This is a genomic window from Enterobacteriaceae endosymbiont of Donacia simplex (assembly GCF_012568645.1).
In the GTDB taxonomy this organism is placed as follows: domain Bacteria; phylum Pseudomonadota; class Gammaproteobacteria; order Enterobacterales; family Enterobacteriaceae.
Map to the genome: position 1 here is coordinate 296,344 of NZ_CP046192.1, position 20,767 is coordinate 317,110.

Consider the following 20,767-nt stretch of genomic DNA (forward strand, 5'->3'; position numbering starts at 1 on the left):
ATAATTAATATTATTTTTTTTTTGTTACTATATTAAATATTTTTTGTGGTATATATATTATTTTTATTATTTTAACATTTATTAAAAGTTTAGATATTTTATTATGTGATAATATATATTCTTTAATATAATTCTGTTTATCTTTATATTTATTTAGTATAGATAGAATATATTTTTTTTTTCCGTCTATTTGAATTACAATTTTAAATTTATTATTTATTTTATTAGTATCAATGTTTGTAATTAAAGGCCATAACTCATAATCTATATTATTTTTATTTCCCATATATTTCCATAATACAAAACAAATATGTGGGGTAAAAGGATAAAGCATTTTTAATATAGATAATATTCCATTAAAAATAATGGTATAATCAATATCATTAAATATTTTATATTTTTTAACTTTATTAAATAAAATCATTATTGATGATATTGCTGTATTAAAAGATTGATTTTGTTCAAAATTATTTGTTATTTTAGTAATAGTTTTATTTATATAATTTTGTATTATTAATTGTTTTTTATTATAAGAAAAAAATAATTTATTTTTTTTAAGTTTTTGATAATTATCAGATAATTTTTTATATTTATAAATAAATTTCCATATTTTTTTTAAAAATCTATACATTCCTTTAATTCCTTTTTCTTGCCATTCTAAATCTATTGTTGGTGGAGCCGCAAACATAATAAAAAGACGTAAAGAATCTGCTCCATATTTTTCAATAATATTTTGAGGATCAATACCATTATTTTTAGACTTAGACATTTTAATCATACCATTATTAATTAATTTTCTTCCTTTATTATCAATAAAAATATTATTTTTTTTATCAAAAAAAACATTTTTTTCTTTAATCCAATGATACTTTTTTTTTTTATCTATATAATAATAAGAGTTTGCTAATACCATTCCTTGACATAATAAATTTTTAACTGGTTCATTAGTATTTAATAATCCTACATCTCTCATTAATTTATGAAAAAAACGAAAATATATTAAATGCATGGTAGCATGTTCTATTCCACCAATATATTGGTCTACAGGTAACCAGTATTGAGCATTTTTTTTATTTATCATACTATTTTTTTCATTATTACAAGTATATCTAGCATAATACCACGAAGATTCGATAAAAGTATCCAATGTATCTGTTTCTAATTGTCCTATTATTCCATTATAATTATATTGAAACCAATCTAAATTATTTTTAATTTTTTCACTATAACTATCTTTTATATTTTTATTAAAAAATTTTTCTGGAAAAATAAGAGGTAAATCTTTTTGTTGTAATGGTATACACTGTTTATTTTTTGTGTTAATTATAGGAATTGGGGTTCCCCATATACGTTGTCTTGAAATACTCCAATCTTTTAAATTAAAATATTTTTTATTAGATGCCTGTTTTTTAAAAATTAAATCTTGAATGATGAATTCATTATTATTTTTAATATTATTAGATAAATTTAATATTTTATTTTTTGATATAACTGACATATTATATTCTTGTATAAAATTATAATCTTGTTTATTATGTTGTGGATTACTAATAGTTGCTTTAATTTTACTATAAGAAGATAAATAATTTACAATTATTATTGGTATTTTTTTGTTTAGAACAATATTATATGCAAATAATTCACTATTAATATATTTTATTTTATTAAATTGAAAATTATTTTTGTCTAAATAAGATAAAGATGAATATTTATTAATAAATTTTTTAATTTTTTTATTATTTATAAATTTTTTACATATTGAATGATTATATAAAATTTTAATAAATGAAATATTATTAATAATATAATAATATTTTTTTTTTATAAATACACTGAATGTATAATTAATATTATAAATTTTAAAAAAAATTTTTATTCCTTCTATTTTACCAATCCAATTTTTTTGCATATTTTTTATTTTTTTAGGCCAACCATCTAAAAATTTTAAATTATTAAGTAATTCTTCAGCATAATTAGTAATTTTTAAAAACCATTGTTGAACTTTTTTTTTTGTAACAATACTATTACATCTCCAACAACATTTATTAATTACTTGTTCGTTAGCTAAGACAGTTTTATCAATAGGACACCAATTAACTATATCATTTTTTTTATATGCTAATCCTAATTTATATAATTTTAAAAAAAACCATTGTTCCCAACGATAATAATTAGGATCACATGTTCTAATTTCTCTATCCCAATTAAAACTAAATCCCAATAATTGTAATTGTTTTTTCATATATAAAATATTATTCTTAGTCCATATATTAGGAGATATATTATGATTATGAGCGGCTATTTCAGCTGGCAATCCAAAAGCATCCCATCCAATTGGATGTAAAACATTTTTTCCTAACATTCTCTGATATCTTGCAATAACATCTCCTATAGTATAATTACGTACATGACCCATATGTAATTTTCCTGAAGGATATGGTAACATTGAAAGACAGTAAAATTTTTGTTTATTATAATTTTCAATGACTTTAAAAGTTTTTTCAACTTCCCATTTTTTTTGTACATAAAATTCTATTTCTTTAGGAGAATATTCTTTTTTCATACAAAAATAATTCCTGAATATATTATTTAATATTTTATTAAATTAAAATAATTAATTATTTTACAAAAATTTTTTATTAATTATTATCTAATATAAATTTTACTTAAAAATATGGATTATTATATCCAATTAATTTAAGTATTTTTATTTCTTTTAATTGCATTATACAAGTTTCTTTAATACTTTCATGATTATATGTTAATAAATGTAAACATGCATGTACAATAATATGTGCCCAATGAAATTTTAATGATTTTTTTTGTAAAAAAGATTCATATTCAATAATTTCTTTACATAAAATAATATCACCTAATAATGTTTTTTTTAAAAAATTTTTTTCTAATAAAAAAGATAAAACATTAGTTGGTTTAGAAATATTTAAATATTTTTTATTTAGTTTTAAAATAAATTCTTTTTCTACAATAGAAATATTTAATTCAATTTTTTGAATATTTTTTTTTGAAAAAATTTTATATAACCAATAAAAAATATCATTTTTTAAAGGTAAATTACTACTATTTTTACAAAAATTGTAATAATTTAGAACTATATTTAATTTCATAAAAACCTAAAATAAAAATTAATCTTTATATAAAGATATAAATTTTCCATATAAAGAATATATATAAGAATCAATAATTTTTACATTAATAAATTTACCAATATAATTTTTATCACTTATAAAAAAAACTATTCTATTATTTTCTGTTTTTCCAAAATATTTATTATTTTGAGTTGATATACCTTCTACTAAAATAGTTTGTATTGTGTTTAACATTTTTGTACTAAATTTTTTAGTTTGTTGTTTTATATAATGTTGTAATAAATATAATCTTCGTTTCTTTTCTAAAATATTTATATTATCTTTTATTTTACTAGCAGGAGTTTTTGGTCTAGGAGAATAAATAAAACTAAAACCCATATCTAAATCTAGATCTAAAATTAAAGAAAGAGTATTTTCAAAATCTTTTTTCGTTTCTCCTGGAAATCCAACTATAAAATCAGAACTAATTTGAATATTAGGTCTAACAATTCTAAGTTTATTTATTATTTGAATATATTCAGAAATATTATATCTTCTTTTCATTAAAGATAAAATCTTATCAGAACCACTTTGTACTGGTAAATGTAAAAAATTTACTAATTTAGGAATTTTCTTATATACATTAATTAAATCATCAGAAAAGTCTTTTGGATGACTTGTAGTAAATCTAATTCTTTTTATATTATCTATTTGAGAAATTAATAGTAATAGTTTTGTAAAAGTATAAGATTTTTTATTTTTATTATCAAAATAATTATAAGAATTAACATTTTGTCCTAATAAATGTATTTCTTTAACTCCTTGAATAGATAAATTTTTAATTTCTAAAAGTATATCTTGATAAGGTCTACTAATTTCTTTTCCTCTAGTATGAGGTACTATACAATAAGTACAATATTTATTACAACCTTCTATAATTGAAATAAAAGAACTTACATTTTTTGTTTTTGTTACAGGAAAAAATTGGAATTTTTCAATTTTCGGAAAGCTAATATCAATTAAATATTTTTTAAACTTACGTATTTTATACACCATTTGAGGTAATCTATGAATAGTTTGTGGACCAAAAATAATATCTACGTAATTTGCTCTATTTAATATTTTTTTACCTTCTTGTGTGGCAACACATCCTCCTACTCCAATAATAATAGATGGATTATTTTTTTTTAAATTTTTCCATCTTCCTAATTGATGAAATAATTTTTCTTGGGCTTTTTCTCTAATAGAACAAGTATTTAATATTAAAATATTTGCATTTTTTATAGATTTAGTAATTTTACAATTTAATCTATTTTCCATAAGATCAGCTATCTTAGAAGAATCATATTCATTCATTTGACAGCCCCAAGTTTTAATATATAATTTATCATTTGACATAATTAAATAATTAATAATTTATTTTTTATAAAATTTTATAAAAAAATAACACTGGGGTACCTGGATTTGAACCAGGGATGCCGGTATCAAAAACCGGTGCCTTAACCACTTGGCTATACCCCATTTATATTATTAAACTTTGCGGAAGACGAGATTTGAACTCGTATTATAAATAAAATAACCAGAACCTAAATCTGGTGCGTCTACCAAATTCCGCCACTCCCGCAAATTATTTTTTTATTTTAGCTACGATGGGATTTGAACCCATGACCTCAGCGTTATGAGTGCTGTGCTCTAACCAAGACTGAGCTACGTAGCTAATAATTATTTTATATTATGTAAATAATAAAGTATAACGTCAACTAATTTATTTATTTAATTTTATATTTAAATTAAATTTGTGAAAAGAGTAAAAAAATATGTATAAATATAATAATTTTTACAAAAAAAATTTTATTTTTAAAATAATTGAACATGATATAAAAAATAAAAAATATAATTTAATATGTACTAGATTTCCTCCAGAACCTAATGGTTATTTACATATAGGACATATAAAATCTATTTGTTTAAATTTTTCAATTGCCAAATTTTATAGAGGAAAATGTTTTTTAAGAATTGATGATACTAATCCTTCTACAGAAAATATAAAATATATTAAATCTATAAAAAAAGATTTAATATGGTTAGGATTTAAGTGGGATCAAAACATAAAATATACATCTAGTTATTTTAATATAATGTATAAATATGCTATTGATTTAATTAATAAAAATTTAGCTTATATTGATGAATTAAGTATAGAAAATATTCGAAATTATAGAGGTACATTATTAATACCTGGTATAAATAGTCCATATAGAGATCGACCAATAAAAGAAAATTTAAAATTATTTGAAAAAATGCGTTTAGGAAAATTTCCTGAGGGTAGTTTATCTTTGCGTGCAAAAATAGATATGAAATCAAAAATAATTATAATGAGAGATCCTGTATTATATAGAATTAAATTTCAAAAACATCATCAAACTAATAAAAAATGGTGTATATATCCAACTTACGATTTTAGTCATTGTATATCTGATGCAATTGAAGGAATCACACATTCTTTATGTACATTAGAATTTCAAGATAATAGAATATTATATAATTGGATTCTTGATCATATTAGTATAAAAAATCATCCTAAACAATATGAATTTTCAAAATTAAATATAGAATATGGAATAACTTCAAAAAGAAATATTAATATTTTAATAAAAAACAAAATAGTTAATGGATGGGATGATCCTCGTTTATTAACTATTTCTGGATTACGAAGAAAAGGATATACAGCTTTATCTTTAAAAAATTTTTGTTATCGAATAGGAGTAACTAAGCAAAATAATACTATAGAAATGTCTTTTTTAGAATCTTGTATAAAATTAGAATTAAATAAATTAGCTCCTAGAGCAATGGCAATACTAAGACCTTTAAAAATTATTATTGATAATTTTCCTTTAGAAAAAAAAATAAAATTAATAGTTCCTAATCACCCTAAAAATAAGGAAATGGGATATAAAAATATTTATTTTACTAAAGAAATATATATAGATATTTTAGATTTTTCTGAATTTAAAAAAAAAGATTTTAAAAGACTTATTTTAGGAGGAAAAGTAAGATTAAGATATGCTTTTGTAATTAAAGCAAAAAAAATTATAAAAGATAAAAATAATAATATTCTTTGTATACATTGTATATATTATAATAATACATTAGGAATTAAAATAAATACAAAAGAAAATAAAATAAAAGGTATTATTCATTGGATATCTTGTTTATATACCCAACCTGCTAAATTTTATTTATATAATAATTTATTTTTAAAAAAAAATATTAATAATAATGATAATATTTTAGAATTTTTAAATCCAAAATCATTATTAATATATAATGGATTTATACAAAAAAATTTATTAAAAAATAATAAAAATAAACATTTTCAATTTGAAAGAGAAGGATATTTTTATTTTGATAAAAAATATTCAAATAAAAATAAAATAATTTTTAATAGGATTTTATCATTAAAAAAAAAAAGTAAATAAATACATAAAATCAATTATATTAAATATAATTGATTTTATAAATATTAAATTTTTAATTCTTTAGATATTTGTTGAGTCCAAGTTTTAATACGTAAATTAGTTAATTTTGGCTGTCTATCTTCATCAATAGTTAATCCTAAAAAATATTTTTTATTTTTTAAACTTTTAGTATCATGAAAATAATATCCTTTAGTTGGCCAATATCCTATTATTTGAGCCTTATTAGTTTTAACAATATCATAAATTACTTTTATAGCATTACAAAAATATTCTCCATAATCTTCTTGATCACCACAACCAAATAAACCTAAATATTTATTTTTAAAATTTATTTTTTGTAAAATAGGTAAAAAATTTTCCCAATCACATTGTACCTCTCCATAGTACCATGTTGGAACTCCAAATAAGAGGATATTATATTTTTCAATATCTTTTTTTTCAACTTCAGAAATATTAAAAACTGAAGAAATTTTTTTACTTAAAATTTTTTGTATTTTAAAAGCAACATTTTCAGTATTACCTGTATCACTACCAAAAAAGATACCAATTTTTGACATTATTATTTTTTCTCTAAAAATATTGTTTATAACATATTTTTAATATTACATTAAATACTAATTTTGTATTTTCAATATGTAATAAATGACCAACATTTTTAACATTATATATTTTAGCATTAGGAAATTGAGAAAAAATATTTTTATAATAATTTTTATTTATATAATTTGATTTTTCTCCTTTTAGGAAAAAAATATTTCCAGACCATTTAGAAATTAAATTCCAATCTAAAATTTTTTGATATTCATTTTTTAATATTGGTAAATTAAATTCCCATTTACCATTTATAAATGTTTTTAATAATGTATTTATTATATATTTATTCTTAATATATAATTTCATTATATAAAATGCATTTTTTCTTGTTAAAATTTTTTCTTGAGAAATTTTTTCTAATACAAAAAATATATTTTTATTAAAAAATTGATATTTTACAGGAGCAATATCTAAAATAATAATAGTTTTAATATTATCTAATAAGTTAAATTGAGTAATATTCATAGCTATTTTACCACCCATAGAATGGCCAATAAAAATAATATTTTTTTTTATATTTAAAAAACATAATGTATCTAATACATCTTTAGATAAAGAAATATAATTCATTTTTTTATTTTGTGGTGATAAACCATGATTTCTAATATCTAATAATATAATTTTATATTTTAAATATTTATTTAAAAATATCCCCATTGAATATAAACTTTTTTTATTTCCAAATAATCCATGTAATATAATAATTGTATATTTTTCTTTAATAAAAGAACTATTATTTGGAATAATTAAATAACTAAGAATCATACAAAATAAATTTGTTAAAAAAAAATATTTTATCATATAAAATAAAAAAGTGAATTTTTTAATATAATTTAAAATCATGATATAATCAAATTTAAATAATATATTTTATTTAAAATATTTTAAAATTTTAATTATTAAATATTAATTAACAACATTATATGAAAAATATTAATCCTACAAAAACTATTTCCTGGAAATATTTAGAAAATCATTTACAAGAAATGAAAAAAACGACTATTAATGATTTATTTAAAATAGATAAAAATAGATTTGAAAATTTTTCAATTAATTTTGAAAACAAAATTCTGTTTGATTATTCAAAAAATTTTATTAATAAAACAACTATACATTATTTAATAAATTTAGCTAAAGAAACTAAATGTATTGATGCTATTAATTCAATGTTTTATGGTAAAAAAATTAATATTACAGAACAAAAATCTGTATTACATACAGCATTAAGATATAATCATAATTATTTTTTAAAAAATAAAAAAATTTATAATAATATAGATAAAATTTTAAAAAAAATTGAAAATATTTCTAATAATATTATTTCAGGAACATGGAAAGGTTATACAAATAAAAAAATTAAAAATATAATAAATATAGGAATAGGAGGTTCTCATTTAGGACCTTTAATGGTTACAGAATCATTACAAGAATATAAAAATAAATTAAATTTATTTTTTTTATCAAATATTGATTCAAATAAATTAATAAAGATTATTAATAAAATAAAACCAGAAGAAAGTTTATTTATTATTGCATCAAAAACTTTTAGTACACAAGAAACAATGACTAATGCTTTAAGTATAAAGAAATGGTTTATAAAAAATATAAATATAAATTTAAATAAAGATATTTTTTCAAAACATTTTATTGCAGTTACAAATAATATTAATTCTGCAATAGATTTTGGTATAAATAAAAACAATATTTTACCATTATTATCTGAAATAGGAGGACGATTTTCTTTATGGTCTTCCATTGGATTAAGCATATCTTTATCTATTGGATTTAATAATTTTAAAAAATTATTACAAGGAGCAAATAAAATGGATTATCATTTTTTTTCTACTCCTATAAATAGGAATATTCCTATTATTATGGCTTTAATTAGTATCTGGTACAATAATTTTTGGAATACAGAAACAGAAGCAATAATCCCCTATTGCGATAATATGCGTTTTTTACCATCATATTTACAACAATTAAATATGGAATCTAATGGTAAATCTATAGATAGAAATGGTAATAAAATAAAATACCAGACTAGCCCGATTATATGGGGAGATGTAGGTACTAACGGACAACATTCTTTTTTTCAAATGTTACATCAAGGAACTAAATTGATACCATGTGATTTTATAGCTTCCGCTATATCTAATAGTAAAAAATATACAAATCATCATATAAAACTTATTGCAAATTATATTGCACAAACGAAAGCATTAGCATTTGGTAATATAAATAGTTTTTCTTGTAAGAAAAATTTATATCAATGTTGTTTTGGAAATAAGCCAAGTAATTCTATTTTTTTAAAAAAAATAACTCCTTATAATTTAGGATTATTAATTTCATATTATGAACATAAAATTTTTATACAAGGAGTAATTTTAAATATATTTTCTTTTGACCAATGGGGAGTAGAATTAGGAAAAGAAATAGCTAATTATTTATATAAAGATCTAAATAAAAATAGTCAAAATATAAATCAATATGATTACTCATCTCAAGGATTAATTAATTTTTATAAACATTTTCATTAAAATTAATTTTTTATAATATATAAAATATTTTTATATTAAAAGATTTAATTAATTATAACTATTTTTTTTGTAATTTTAAATATGAATTTTTGTAAGATCTTTGATATTTAAACATTAATTCAAAGTTAATATTTTTATTTAAAATTCTCATATTTTTAGAATATTTTGTAATAATTTTTTTTATGGTAGGAGATAATTCAATAGTAGAGTAATTAGTAAATAATTTTATATTTCCTATAGTATTACTATTTATTTTTAATTCATTAATAATAGCTCCCACAATATGACGTACTTCTACTTTATCATTCTTACCTATATTAATACGATATATATCCATATATTTTTTTATTTTTTTAATATATTTATTTTTATGGAAATTTGATTTTTTATTAAATATTTTTTTTTTAACAGGATCAGGAGATAAAATTAAAGGTCTTTTATTTTGAGATAATTTTAATAAAATTATTATTAATTTTTCTTTATTAATATTATTTTTAATAATTATTGTTGATATAATATTTTTATATTTAATTAAATCTGTATCCTTTATTAAGGATAATTCTTTTTGTATTTTTTTAATTAAATTTTCTAATCTTTTTTCACATAAAATCTTATAATTAGGTAATGATATTTCCTGAATATTACATTTGAGTCTACGTTCAATATTTTTCAGTAATCTTTTTTCTCGATATTCAATAAATGTTAAAGATTTACCTTGTCTTCCTGCTCTTCCTGTTCTTCCAATACGATGGATATATGATTCTATATCCATAGGTAAATCATAATTTATAACTAAATTTATTCTATTAACATCTAATCCTCTTGCTGCAATATCAGTAGCAATTAAAATATCTAATTTTCCATTTCTAAATTTTTCTAATGTTTTTTCTCTATTATTTTGATTCATATCTCCATTTAATGCTGCACTATTATAATTATATTTTTTTAATATATCAGATATTTCTATAGTTGAAGTTTTAGTTTTCACAAAAATTAAAACAGCATCAAAATTTTCAGTTTCTAAAAATCTCATTAAAGCATTTATTTTTTTACTATGTATTAACCAATAATTTTGATTAATATCTGGAATTGTTTTAACATCTGTTTTAATAAATACTTCATATGGATTAACCATAAATTTTCTAGTTATATTTTTAATTCTTTTTGGCATAGTTGCAGAAAATAATAAAGTTTGATATTTTTTAGGTATTGTAGATAAAATCTTTTCTACATCTTCAATAAATCCCATTCTTAACATTTCATCTGCTTCATCTATTACTAAACTAGCTAATTTAGATAAATTAACAGTTTTTCTCTGAATATGATCTAGTAAACGTCCTGGGGTAGCTATAATAATTTGAACTCCTAAGTGTAAACGTTTAAATTGTATATTATAAGATTGTCCTCCGTATAATGCTAAAATACTAATTTCCTTTATATATTTTGCAAATATTGAAGTAGCTTTAGTTACCTGAATTGCTAATTCTCTAGTCGGTGTTAAAACTAAAATTTGAGTTTTTTTTATAGATAAATTTAGATTATTTAATAATGGTAACATAAATGCAGCAGTTTTACCACTACCTGTTTGTGCAATACCTAATACATCTTTCCCAGATAATAAATATGGAATACATTTTTTTTGTATAGGGGATGGGTTTATATATCCTATATCATTCAATGCTTTTAAAAGTAATTTATTTAAACCAAATTTAGTGAAAGTAATATTTATCATATAATATATATGCCTATTTAAAATTTAAAATATAATTATTAAAAAAATTTAATATAATTAATAATCTAATAATTATTAGATGGGATTATAAAATTAAATTGTAATTATGTTTTAATATAAACATAATTACAAATAATAAAAATTATTTAATATAAATAATAATTTTACAATTAATTTTTATAAATTACTATATTAGTAAATATACATATTTTTAAAAATATTATTTATTAAAATAATTTATATAATTATTTGTAAATAATTTTTTATAAAAAAATTTTTAAAAAATTAATTTTTTTTAATAACAGCTTTTATACTTAATCTTATTCTTCCTTGTTTATCAATTTCCATCACTTTAACAAGTACCTTTTGTAATAATTGTAAATAATCACTTACTTTATTTACATGTTTATGCGTAATTTGAGAAATATGTACTAATCCTTCTTTACCATTTCCTATCGAAATAAAAGCACCAAAATCAACAATACGTACAACTTTACCATTATATATTTGTCCCACAATAATATCTGCAGTAATTTCTTCTATACGTCTAATTGCAAATCTAATTTTTTCATTATTTTTAGCTGCAATTTTTACAATTCCATTATCTTCTATTTCGATAATTGTATCAGTTTCTTCTGTTAAAGCTCTAATAACAGATCCTCCTTTACCTATCATATCTTTAATTTTTTCTGGATTAATTTTTATTGTATGAATTCTTGGAGCAAATTCTGAAATATTTCTTCTAGGAAAAGAAATAGCTTGTTTCATTACTTTCAAAATATGTAATCTAGCTAATTTTGCTTGAAATAAAGCTAATTTTATTATTTTATATGTAATTCCTTCTATTTTCATATCCATTTGTAAAGCAGTAATACCAGTTTTAGTTCCTGCTACCTTAAAATCCATATCACCTAAATGATCTTCATCACCTAAAATATCAGATAATACTATAAAATTATTTTTTTCTTTAATTAAACCCATTGCTATACCTGCTACAGCATTTTTAATTGGAATTCCTGCATCCATCATTGCTAAGGACGCTCCACATACTGAGGCCATAGATGATGAACCATTAGATTCTGTAATTTCAGATACAATACGGATTGTATAAGGAAAAATATCTAGATTAGGCATTACTGGTATTAAAGATTTTTTAGCTAAATTACCATGACCAATTTCACGTCTTTTAGGAGAACTCATTATACCTGTTTCACCAACAGAATAAGGAGGAAAATTATAATGAAATAAAAAATTATCTGTTCTATTATTTATTAAATCATCTAATAATTGAGCATCTCTTGTTGTTCCTAATGTAGCAGTAACTAAAGACTGTGTTTCCCCTCTTGTAAACAAAGCAGAACCATGAGTTCTTGGTAAAATACCTATACGTACATCTAAATTACGTATCATATCATGTTCACGACCATCAATTCTAAGATTTTTTTCTGTAATATTTTTACGTACTATTTTTTTTTCTAAGTCATAAAAAATTTCATTTAAATCATAAATTGAAATATTTTCATATTCTTTTTCTTTTTTAAAAACTTCAAGAGTTTTTAATTTTATAGAATCAATTATATGAACTCTATCTTGTTTTTTTTTTATATTATATGCTTTTATTAATTTTTTATATGATAAAAAAATTACTTTTTCTTTAAGCTTCTCATTTAAAGGATATAAAATCCATTCACGAGATTTTTTTTTTACTTTATCTGATAATTGAACGATATTATTAATTAAAATTTGTTGTTGATTATGTCCATATATTATTGCATCTAAAATTTGGTCTTCAGTTAATAAATTAGATTTAGCTTCTACCATTAGTATAGCTTTTTTAGTACTAGTAACAATTAAATCTAATTCACTATTTTCCATTTCTTGTATACTAGGATTTAGTATATATTGATTATTAATATACCCAACACGTGCAGTTCCAAATGGTCCATTAAAAGGAATACCTGATAAATTTAAAACAGTAGAAGCCCCAATAATAGCTACAATATCTGGATTTATTTCAGGATTTAGGGACATTACGGTTGCAATAATTTGAGTTTCATTTAAAAAACCTTTTTTAAATAAAGGTCTTATAGGACGATCAATTAAACGAGAAATTAATATTTCATTTTCACTAGGACGTCCTTCTCTACGAAAAAAATTTCCAGGAACACGACCAGCAGCATATAATTTTTCTTGATAATGTACTGATAAAGGGAAAAAATTTTGTTCTAATTTTACTTCATTATTTACTACTAAAGTTACGAAAACAGCTGTATCATCAATACTAACCATTACAGAAGATGTTGCTTGTCTAGCTATCATCCCTGTTTCAATAGTTACAGTATTATTACCATAACAAAATCTATGAATAATCGGGTTTAACAAAATAAATATCCTTTAAATAAAAACTTTTTTATATTAAAAAAATAAATTTATTTTAAAATCTATAATTAATATAGATAATATTAAAATATTTTTATTTTCTTAACCCTAAATTTTCAATTAATATATTATAATCATGTAATTTTTTTTTTTTTAAATAATTTAATAATTTTCTACGTTGTGATATCATATGGAGAAGTCCTCGACGACTATGATGATCTTTTTTATGGATAGTAAAATGTTTATGTAAATAATTAATTTTAAATGTTAGTAAAGCTATTTGTACTCTTGTTGATCCTTTATCTTTAGGACTAATTTCATACTGTTTAATAATTTGTGCTTTTTTTTTTGTATTAAAATACATAACTTAACTCCATTAAATTATTTATAAATTAATAAAATTTATTAATTTACATTTAATTATATAACCTTTGTTATTAATATGACAAACACCTATAAAATTATGAAATATTTTTTCAAATATACGGAATATTTTTTTATCTATTATAGATGTTATTTTTATTTTTTCACCATTTATTATTTTTTTTATTAAAAAATTAGATAAATATAATTTAGGAATATTATTTATAATATAATTAATAGGTAATAATAACTTTTTTATTAAAAAAATATTTAGTTTATTATTTCGATAATTTATAATTAATGTTTGTAATTGTTCAATGGTTATTACATTCTTATGTAAAATAGAAATATGTGATATTTGTATTCTGCGTAATTTGATTACATGAGCTCCACAATTTAATTTATCTCCTAATTCATCAATAATACTACGAATATATGTTCCTTTAGAACAATTAATTTTTAATTTAATTTTATTTTCATAAAATTTTAATAATTTAATTTGATAAACTGTAATCTTTCTTTTTTTTAGATGAGAAAAAATTACTCCTGATCTAGCATATTTATAAAGAGGTATTCCTTTATATTTAATTGCAGAATACATAGGAGGATATTGTTTAATCTTTCCTTTAAATAAATTTATTACTTTAATAAGATCTTTTATAGATATATTAACATTTTTTTTTTTAATAAGAAAACCATATTTATCAGCAGTATTTGTTTTTTCCCCTAAAATAGCAGTAACTAAATAAACTTTATTTGAATTTAGTAAATATTGACTAAATTTAGTACATTTTCCTAAACATATTGGTAATAAACCACTAGCTAAAGGATCTAAAGTACCTGTATGTCCTGCTTTTTTTACATTAAAAATATTTTTAATATTTTGAAGGATTTGATTAGATGTAAATCCTATAGATTTATCAAGTAATAATAAACCATTTATTTCTTTTTTTTTTTTTATTTTTAACATTTTTAAAAAATTATAATTTAAATTATAATTATTTTTTTTTAATTTTTAAATTATTTAAAATATTACTAATATATTTACCTTCTTTAAAAGAAGAATCCAAAAAAAATTTTATTTTTGGTATTTTACGTAAATTTATTTTTTTTTTAAGAATATATCTAATATATTCTGTAGTTTTATTTAAATAAAAAAGTGAATTTTTTTTATTTTTTAATTTTTCTTCTTTATATGATAAAATTACAAAAATTTTTGCATATGAAAAATCTTTCGATATTACTATATCAGTAATATTACAAAATTTATTTATTCTTATATCATTAATATTATGTTGTAAGATTTTTGCTATTTGTTTTTTTAATTCATATGAAATACGTAAATTTCGATACAATAAAACACTCCTTTTTGATATATTTTATAATGTTATTTTTAATAACAAAAATTATTTTTTAAATAACTATTTTTTTATAAGTTCATTCGTTTCAAAAATTTCAATTTTATCTCCTATATGAATATCATTAAAATTTTTAATACTAATCCCACATTCCATTCCATTACGTACTTCATTAACACTTTCTTTAAATCTTCTTAAAGAATCTATAACACCTTTATAAAAAATTTTATTATTTCTAAATAATTTAATTAAATTATTACGTTTAATTATTCCATATGTTACTAGACATCCAGCTATCACCCCAATTTTAGGTATAGTAAAAATACTTCTAACATCTGCAAGACCTAAAGTTAATTCTTTATATTCAGGAACTAAGATTTTTTGTATATGTTTTTTCATATAATTAATTAAATCATAAATAATTATAAAAAATTTAATTTTTATATTTTCTATTTTCATTATATTTTTCACATTCTTACTTGCTTTTACATTAAAACCAATAATAATTACATGTTTTGCTAAATTAGCCATTGCCATTGAAATATCTGTTTCAGTAATTTCTCCAACACCAGAATAAATAATTTTAATATTTATTTTATCATTAGATAAATTAATTAACGTAGTTGTGATTGCTTCTAGAGAACCCTGTACATCAGCTTTTAATAAAATATTTATTTCATGAATATTTTTATTATTTAAATCTAAGAAAACTTTTTTAAATTGTTTTTGTTTATTAGATAATTGTATTTCTCTATATTTATTTTTTCTATATGATGCTATTTCTTTAGCTTGTTTTTCATTATTTACTACGATTAAATTATCTCCAGCATGTGGAATTTCTGATAAACCTATTATTTTAATAGGAGTTGATGGGCCGGCTTGTAAAATATTTAAACCTTTATAATTTATTAATCCTTTAATTTTTCCATAAGTATATCCACAAAGTACTATATTACCTTTTTTTAACATTCCTTCTTTAATTAAAACACTAGCTATAGGTCCTTTACCTTTATCTAAAAAAGATTCAATGACAATTCCCTTTGCAATACCTTTATTAATAGCTTTTAATTCTAATATTTCAGCTTGTAATAAGATAGTATTTAATAAATTATTTATTCCTTCTCCTGTTTTAGCTGAAACTTTAACAAAAATATTATCTCCGCCCCATTCTTCAGAAATAATATCATACCTACTTAATTCATTTTTTATTTGTTCAAGATTTGAAATTTTTTTATCAATTTTATTAATTACAACTATTATTGGTAATTTAGTTTTTTTAGCATATTTAATTGCTTCTATAGTTTGTGGCATAACTCCATCATCAATTGCAATAACTAGAATTATTATATCAGTAACTTGAACTCCTCTTAACCTCATTGAAGTGAAAGATTCATGTCCTGGAGTATCAAGAAATGTAATTTTTTTATTATTAAATTTTATTTGATATGCATTAATATACTGGGTAATACCTCCAGATTCTTTTGAAGTTATATTACTTGAAAAAATATAGTCTAATAACGAAGTCTTACCATGATCTACATGACCCATAATTGTTACTATTGGAGGTCTTATAATAGATATTTTATTAATTTGATCTTCATTATTAATTAATGATTTTTCTATATCATTTTCACAACGTAATATAACTTTATGTCCCATTTCTTCTGCAATTAATTGAGCTGTTTCTTGATTTAAAAGCTGATTAATATTAGTAAATTTTTCTCCCATATTAATTATAATTTTTATAAGTTTTGAACTTTTAACTGCCATTTTATTAGATAATTCAGTGATACTAATAGTATCATTAATAATGATATTACGATTAATGTTTTTAACTGGTTTATTAAAATTTTGATATAATTTAGAAAATTTTTTTTTGTATTTATTATTAATAATTTTTTTTTTATTTTCTTTATTATTTTTATATTTTTTTTTATTATATATTTTTTTATTAAAAATATTATTATTTAAATTTTTATTATTTATTTTTTTCTTATAATATTTTTTATTTTTATTTATTTTTTTTTTATTTAATTCTAAATTTTTTTTATAATCTGTATTATATATTTTTTTATCATTATTTTTAATAAATTGTTTAAATTTTTTCAATTTTTTTTTTTTAGATAAAGGATAATTATTAATTTTTAATGATGTTTGTTTTAATAAATTTTTTTTATCTTTAGATAAAAAAATTTTCTCATTATCTAATAATTTATTAGATTTATGATTTATATTTAATAATTTAAAATTTTTTATTTTTTTATTTTTTAAATATATTAAAAATTTTTTATTTTCTTCTTTACTAACTATATCATTTTCTAATTTAGAAATACCTATATCAGCAAAATATTTAATTATATTTTTTACTGAAATTTTAATTTTACTAGCTAATAATTTTATAGTTATAACAGCATCTGTCATGCTGTCTACTCCTCTATTGTCAAAATTAATTAATTATCATTTTTTTTATTAAACCAACAAATATTACGTGCAGACATAATTATTTTTCCTGCTCTTATTTTATTTAGATTATCTATGTCAGATAAATCTTCAATACTTTGTTCTGCTAACTTTTCAATAGTTAAAATTCCTTTATTTATTAAAGATTCAGATAATTCATTATTCATTCCTTTTAATTTTAACAGTTTTTTTTTAAATTTATTATTAATATTATTTTTCTTTTTTAGAGATAAATTTTTATAAGTATTTGCTGCTAATTTTTTTATTTTTTTTAAATCATTAATTTTTATATTAAAAATATTAGTTATTTCATTTAATTTTTCAATTGGTATTGATACTAATTCTTTAAAAGAAGATATTTTCCCATCTTCAACTATTTTTTTTGATAACTCATATTTAATATTTAAATATTTTATAAACATATTTATAATATTACTTTTTTCTTTTTTATGTTTATGATACAAATCATGTTTAGTCATAACATTTAATTCCCAACCACTTAATTGTGATGCTAAACGAATATTTTGACCATTTCTACCAATAGCTTGCGCTAAATTATTTTCTTCAACTGCAATATCTATAATATGTTTTTTTTCATTTAAAATAATTACTGATATATCAGCAGGTGACATAGCATTAATAACAAATTTTTCAGGATTTGCATTCCATAGTACAATATCGATACGTTCTCCATTTAATTCATTAGAAATTGCTTGTACTCTAGCTCCTCTCATTCCTACACAAGCACCTACTGGATCAATTCTTTTATCATTTGTTTTAACCGCAATTTTTGATCTAGATCCGGGATCTCGTGCTACTCCTTTAATTTCAATTAATCCTTCTTCTATTTCAGGTACTTCAATATGAAATAATTCAATTAACATTTGTATTTTTGATCTACTTATAAATAATTGTGTTTCTTTAATATCTTCTTTTATATAAAATAATAAACCTCTTATTCTATCTCCTAATCTAAAATTTTCTCTTGGTAACATATCAGAACGTAAAATAATGGCATTAGCACCATGTCCTAAATCTAAATTTAAATGTCCTCTATTTACTTTTTTAACAATACCACTTAAAATTTTTCCTTCCTGTTTTTTAAATTGAGCAATAGTAATAGCTTTTTCTGCTTCTCTTACTTTATGTACAATAACTTGTTTAGCAGTCTGTGTTGTTATTCGGTTAAAGTCAATAGATTTAATTTTATCATAAATATAATCACCTAAATTTAGAGTATTATCTTCAATACGTGCTGCATCTAATGTAATTTCTTTTGTAGGATAATGAACTTTTTTTACAATTAGCCACCTTCTAAAGGTATTAAAATCTCCATTTTTACGATCAATATTTACTAATACTTCTATATCTTGTTCATATTTTTTTTTTGTGGCACTAGCTAAAGCACTTTCCATAGCTTCAAATATTTTTTCACGAGGTAAAGATTTTTCATTAGAAACAGCTTCAATAACAGCTAACATTTCTTTATTCATCCTAGTTATCCTTAAATATTTAATTCTTAAAATTAGAAAACTAGATTATATTAAAACATTAATATTAGTGTGTTTATTTTTTAAATAAATATCTTATTATTTAAATATAAATATAATTATTTTAATAAAATTAATTTATTAATACTTTTTTATATAATTCGTAAATATATATAAAAAATTATTTTGGATATTATAGATTTACTTATCTATATATAAAATATAATTTAGGATTAAATATAATGTGGTATTTGGTTGCGGGAGTTGGATTTGAACCAACGACCTTCGGGTTATGAGCCCGACGAGCTACCAAACTGCTCCACCCCGCGTCTACTTAAATAATATGATATGCTAAAAATATAAATAATGCAATAACAATTTTGGTACCGAAGACGGGATTTGAACCCGTAAACCCAAATAATAGGGCACTACCACCTCAAGGTAGCGTGTTTACCAATTTCACCACCTCGGTAAAATCATACTTATATTTTATTTTTTTATATTATGTAATTTAATATTTTTTATATATTTTTTTACATTAATATTACTTAGTAATAAGCTAATAATAAAAAATAAAGATGCAAGTAAAATAATACTTCTAGTTAATATTTTATTAGATGTATTTGTATTAAAAGGTGATTTTGTATTACTTGATGATGCACTAATATCTATATCATCATTATTTTGAAACATGATAATACCAACTAAAATAGTTGCAATAAAAACAAATAAAACTAGCAATAATTTATACATAAAAAAGTTAACAAAATAGCTTTTTAATTAAATATTAATTATTTTAATTATATATCAATTATTAATAATTGCAATATAATTTTTTATTTTTAAAAAATTATTCTTATTTTAATAAAATAATTAATAATTTTAGAAAGAATAAATATAATATATTTAGATATTTTAGATCTAAATTACTATTTTTTTAATATATTATCTCTAATATTATTAGCTATATAATAATATACTAATATTTTTTAGGATAATTCTAAATTTAAATAAATAATTTTAGTTACTATAACTTTTATTTTTTAAATATTCTTATTAATTTAAAATAAAATTTATAAATAATATAAACAATATTAATAATATATAAAATATATATAATGTTATTAGTTTATTTTATTAAAAAAAAAACTAAATTTTACTAAAATTTAATAATTTTTTCTAAAGTTATTAAATTAGTAAAATTAGTCATATTTATTATTTATCTGATATAATTAGAATTAATTTTTTAAATTATTATTTATTTTATTTATTATAATTTTTTTATTCAC

15 protein-coding genes and 5 tRNA genes are annotated in these 20,767 nt (G+C 19.5%); 2 read left to right on the forward strand and 18 right to left on the reverse strand.

From position 1 onward, the window contains the following. Positions 1-10: 10 nt before the first annotated feature. The 6 genes from leuS to GJU00_RS01495 all read right to left on the reverse strand — a co-directional run bounded on the left by leuS (position 11) and on the right by GJU00_RS01495 (position 4,803). Positions 11-2,563, reverse strand: a complete 2,553-nt coding sequence (leuS, locus tag GJU00_RS01470) for a leucine--tRNA ligase (RefSeq protein ID WP_168893546.1) — start codon at positions 2,561-2,563, stop codon at positions 11-13. A gap of 103 nt (positions 2,564-2,666) precedes the next feature. Beyond that, a complete protein-coding gene (gene ybeY / locus GJU00_RS01475) occupies positions 2,667-3,125 on the reverse strand; it encodes an rRNA maturation RNase YbeY (RefSeq protein ID WP_168893547.1) in 459 nt (152 codons plus the stop codon). 18 nt (positions 3,126-3,143) lie between these two features. Beyond that, positions 3,144-4,484, reverse strand: coding sequence for a tRNA (N6-isopentenyl adenosine(37)-C2)-methylthiotransferase MiaB (gene miaB / locus GJU00_RS01480; RefSeq protein WP_168893548.1), 1,341 nt, complete (start codon positions 4,482-4,484; stop codon positions 3,144-3,146). A 51-nt stretch (positions 4,485-4,535) separates the two neighbouring features. Then, a tRNA-Gln gene (locus GJU00_RS01485) sits at positions 4,536-4,607 on the reverse strand. 17 nt (positions 4,608-4,624) lie between these two features. Beyond that, positions 4,625-4,710 (reverse strand) — tRNA-Leu (locus tag GJU00_RS01490). A gap of 17 nt (positions 4,711-4,727) precedes the next feature. Next, positions 4,728-4,803, reverse strand: a tRNA-Met gene (locus tag GJU00_RS01495). A gap of 100 nt (positions 4,804-4,903) precedes the next feature. Here GJU00_RS01495 and glnS point away from each other — a divergent pair. Further along, complete coding sequence (gene glnS / locus GJU00_RS01500; RefSeq protein WP_168893549.1) at positions 4,904-6,565, forward strand: glutamine--tRNA ligase; 1,662 nt, start codon at positions 4,904-4,906, stop codon at positions 6,563-6,565. A 44-nt stretch (positions 6,566-6,609) separates the two neighbouring features. Here glnS and fldA read toward each other — a convergent pair whose 3' ends face one another. After that, the gene (fldA, locus tag GJU00_RS01505; RefSeq protein WP_168893550.1) at positions 6,610-7,122 is read right to left on the reverse strand and encodes a flavodoxin FldA; all 513 of its coding nucleotides are present in this window, start codon (positions 7,120-7,122) and stop codon (positions 6,610-6,612) included. Positions 7,123-7,135: 13 nt separating this feature from the next. Further along, entirely contained in the window at positions 7,136-7,960 is an 825-nt protein-coding gene (locus GJU00_RS01510; RefSeq protein ID WP_168893551.1) for an alpha/beta fold hydrolase, read from the reverse strand. Between the two features lie 122 nt (positions 7,961-8,082). On the opposite strand from GJU00_RS01510, the gene pgi reads away from it, so the two are divergent. Beyond that, the gene (gene pgi, locus GJU00_RS01515) at positions 8,083-9,696 is read left to right on the forward strand and encodes a glucose-6-phosphate isomerase (protein WP_168893552.1); all 1,614 of its coding nucleotides are present in this window, start codon (positions 8,083-8,085) and stop codon (positions 9,694-9,696) included. Positions 9,697-9,754: 58 nt separating this feature from the next. Here pgi and GJU00_RS01520 read toward each other — a convergent pair whose 3' ends face one another. From GJU00_RS01520 to secG, 10 genes are all read right to left on the reverse strand, one after another. Then, positions 9,755-11,428: a DEAD/DEAH box helicase gene (locus GJU00_RS01520; RefSeq protein ID WP_168893553.1), complete on the reverse strand. Its 1,674-nt coding sequence runs from the start codon at positions 11,426-11,428 to the stop codon at positions 9,755-9,757. 285 nt (positions 11,429-11,713) lie between these two features. Beyond that, a complete protein-coding gene (gene pnp, locus GJU00_RS01525) occupies positions 11,714-13,810 on the reverse strand; it encodes a polyribonucleotide nucleotidyltransferase (protein WP_168893554.1) in 2,097 nt (698 codons plus the stop codon). A gap of 91 nt (positions 13,811-13,901) precedes the next feature. Then, a complete protein-coding gene (gene rpsO, locus GJU00_RS01530; protein WP_168893555.1) occupies positions 13,902-14,171 on the reverse strand; it encodes a 30S ribosomal protein S15 in 270 nt (89 codons plus the stop codon). Positions 14,172-14,192: 21 nt separating this feature from the next. After that, complete coding sequence (gene truB / locus GJU00_RS01535; RefSeq protein ID WP_168893556.1) at positions 14,193-15,140, reverse strand: tRNA pseudouridine(55) synthase TruB; 948 nt, start codon at positions 15,138-15,140, stop codon at positions 14,193-14,195. Positions 15,141-15,168: 28 nt separating this feature from the next. After that, positions 15,169-15,525, reverse strand: a complete 357-nt coding sequence (rbfA, locus tag GJU00_RS01540; protein ID WP_168893557.1) for a 30S ribosome-binding factor RbfA — start codon at positions 15,523-15,525, stop codon at positions 15,169-15,171. A 66-nt stretch (positions 15,526-15,591) separates the two neighbouring features. Beyond that, positions 15,592-17,949 carry a translation initiation factor IF-2 gene (gene infB / locus GJU00_RS01545; RefSeq protein WP_168893558.1) on the reverse strand — a complete coding sequence of 786 codons (2,358 nt, stop codon included), beginning with the start codon at positions 17,947-17,949 and terminating at the stop codon, positions 15,592-15,594. Between the two features lie 29 nt (positions 17,950-17,978). Beyond that, complete coding sequence (gene nusA, locus GJU00_RS01550) at positions 17,979-19,481, reverse strand: transcription termination factor NusA (protein WP_168893559.1); 1,503 nt, start codon at positions 19,479-19,481, stop codon at positions 17,979-17,981. A 249-nt stretch (positions 19,482-19,730) separates the two neighbouring features. Continuing rightward, a tRNA-Met gene (locus GJU00_RS01555) sits at positions 19,731-19,807 on the reverse strand. A 52-nt stretch (positions 19,808-19,859) separates the two neighbouring features. Continuing rightward, a tRNA-Leu gene (locus GJU00_RS01560) sits at positions 19,860-19,950 on the reverse strand. Between the two features lie 17 nt (positions 19,951-19,967). Then, a complete protein-coding gene (gene secG, locus GJU00_RS01565) occupies positions 19,968-20,231 on the reverse strand; it encodes a preprotein translocase subunit SecG (protein ID WP_168893560.1) in 264 nt (87 codons plus the stop codon). Positions 20,232-20,767: the final 536 nt, after the last annotated feature.

Coding starts and splice junctions, on each gene's coding strand:
- secG (WP_168893560.1), bottom strand. CDS start 20,231: ATGTATAAATTATTGCTAGTTTTATTTGTTTTTATTGCAACTATTTTA.
- rpsO (WP_168893555.1), bottom strand. CDS start 14,171: ATGTATTTTAATACAAAAAAAAAAGCACAAATTATTAAACAGTATGAA.
- nusA (WP_168893559.1), bottom strand. CDS start 19,481: ATGAATAAAGAAATGTTAGCTGTTATTGAAGCTGTTTCTAATGAAAAA.
- fldA (WP_168893550.1), bottom strand. CDS start 7,122: ATGTCAAAAATTGGTATCTTTTTTGGTAGTGATACAGGTAATACTGAA.
- glnS (WP_168893549.1), top strand. CDS start 4,904: ATGTATAAATATAATAATTTTTACAAAAAAAATTTTATTTTTAAAATA.
- GJU00_RS01510 (WP_168893551.1), bottom strand. CDS start 7,960: ATGATAAAATATTTTTTTTTAACAAATTTATTTTGTATGATTCTTAGT.
- leuS (WP_168893546.1), bottom strand. CDS start 2,563: ATGAAAAAAGAATATTCTCCTAAAGAAATAGAATTTTATGTACAAAAA.
- truB (WP_168893556.1), bottom strand. CDS start 15,140: ATGTTAAAAATAAAAAAAAAAAAAGAAATAAATGGTTTATTATTACTT.
- pgi (WP_168893552.1), top strand. CDS start 8,083: ATGAAAAATATTAATCCTACAAAAACTATTTCCTGGAAATATTTAGAA.
- infB (WP_168893558.1), bottom strand. CDS start 17,949: ATGACAGATGCTGTTATAACTATAAAATTATTAGCTAGTAAAATTAAA.
- miaB (WP_168893548.1), bottom strand. CDS start 4,484: ATGTCAAATGATAAATTATATATTAAAACTTGGGGCTGTCAAATGAAT.
- GJU00_RS01520 (WP_168893553.1), bottom strand. CDS start 11,428: ATGATAAATATTACTTTCACTAAATTTGGTTTAAATAAATTACTTTTA.
- ybeY (WP_168893547.1), bottom strand. CDS start 3,125: ATGAAATTAAATATAGTTCTAAATTATTACAATTTTTGTAAAAATAGT.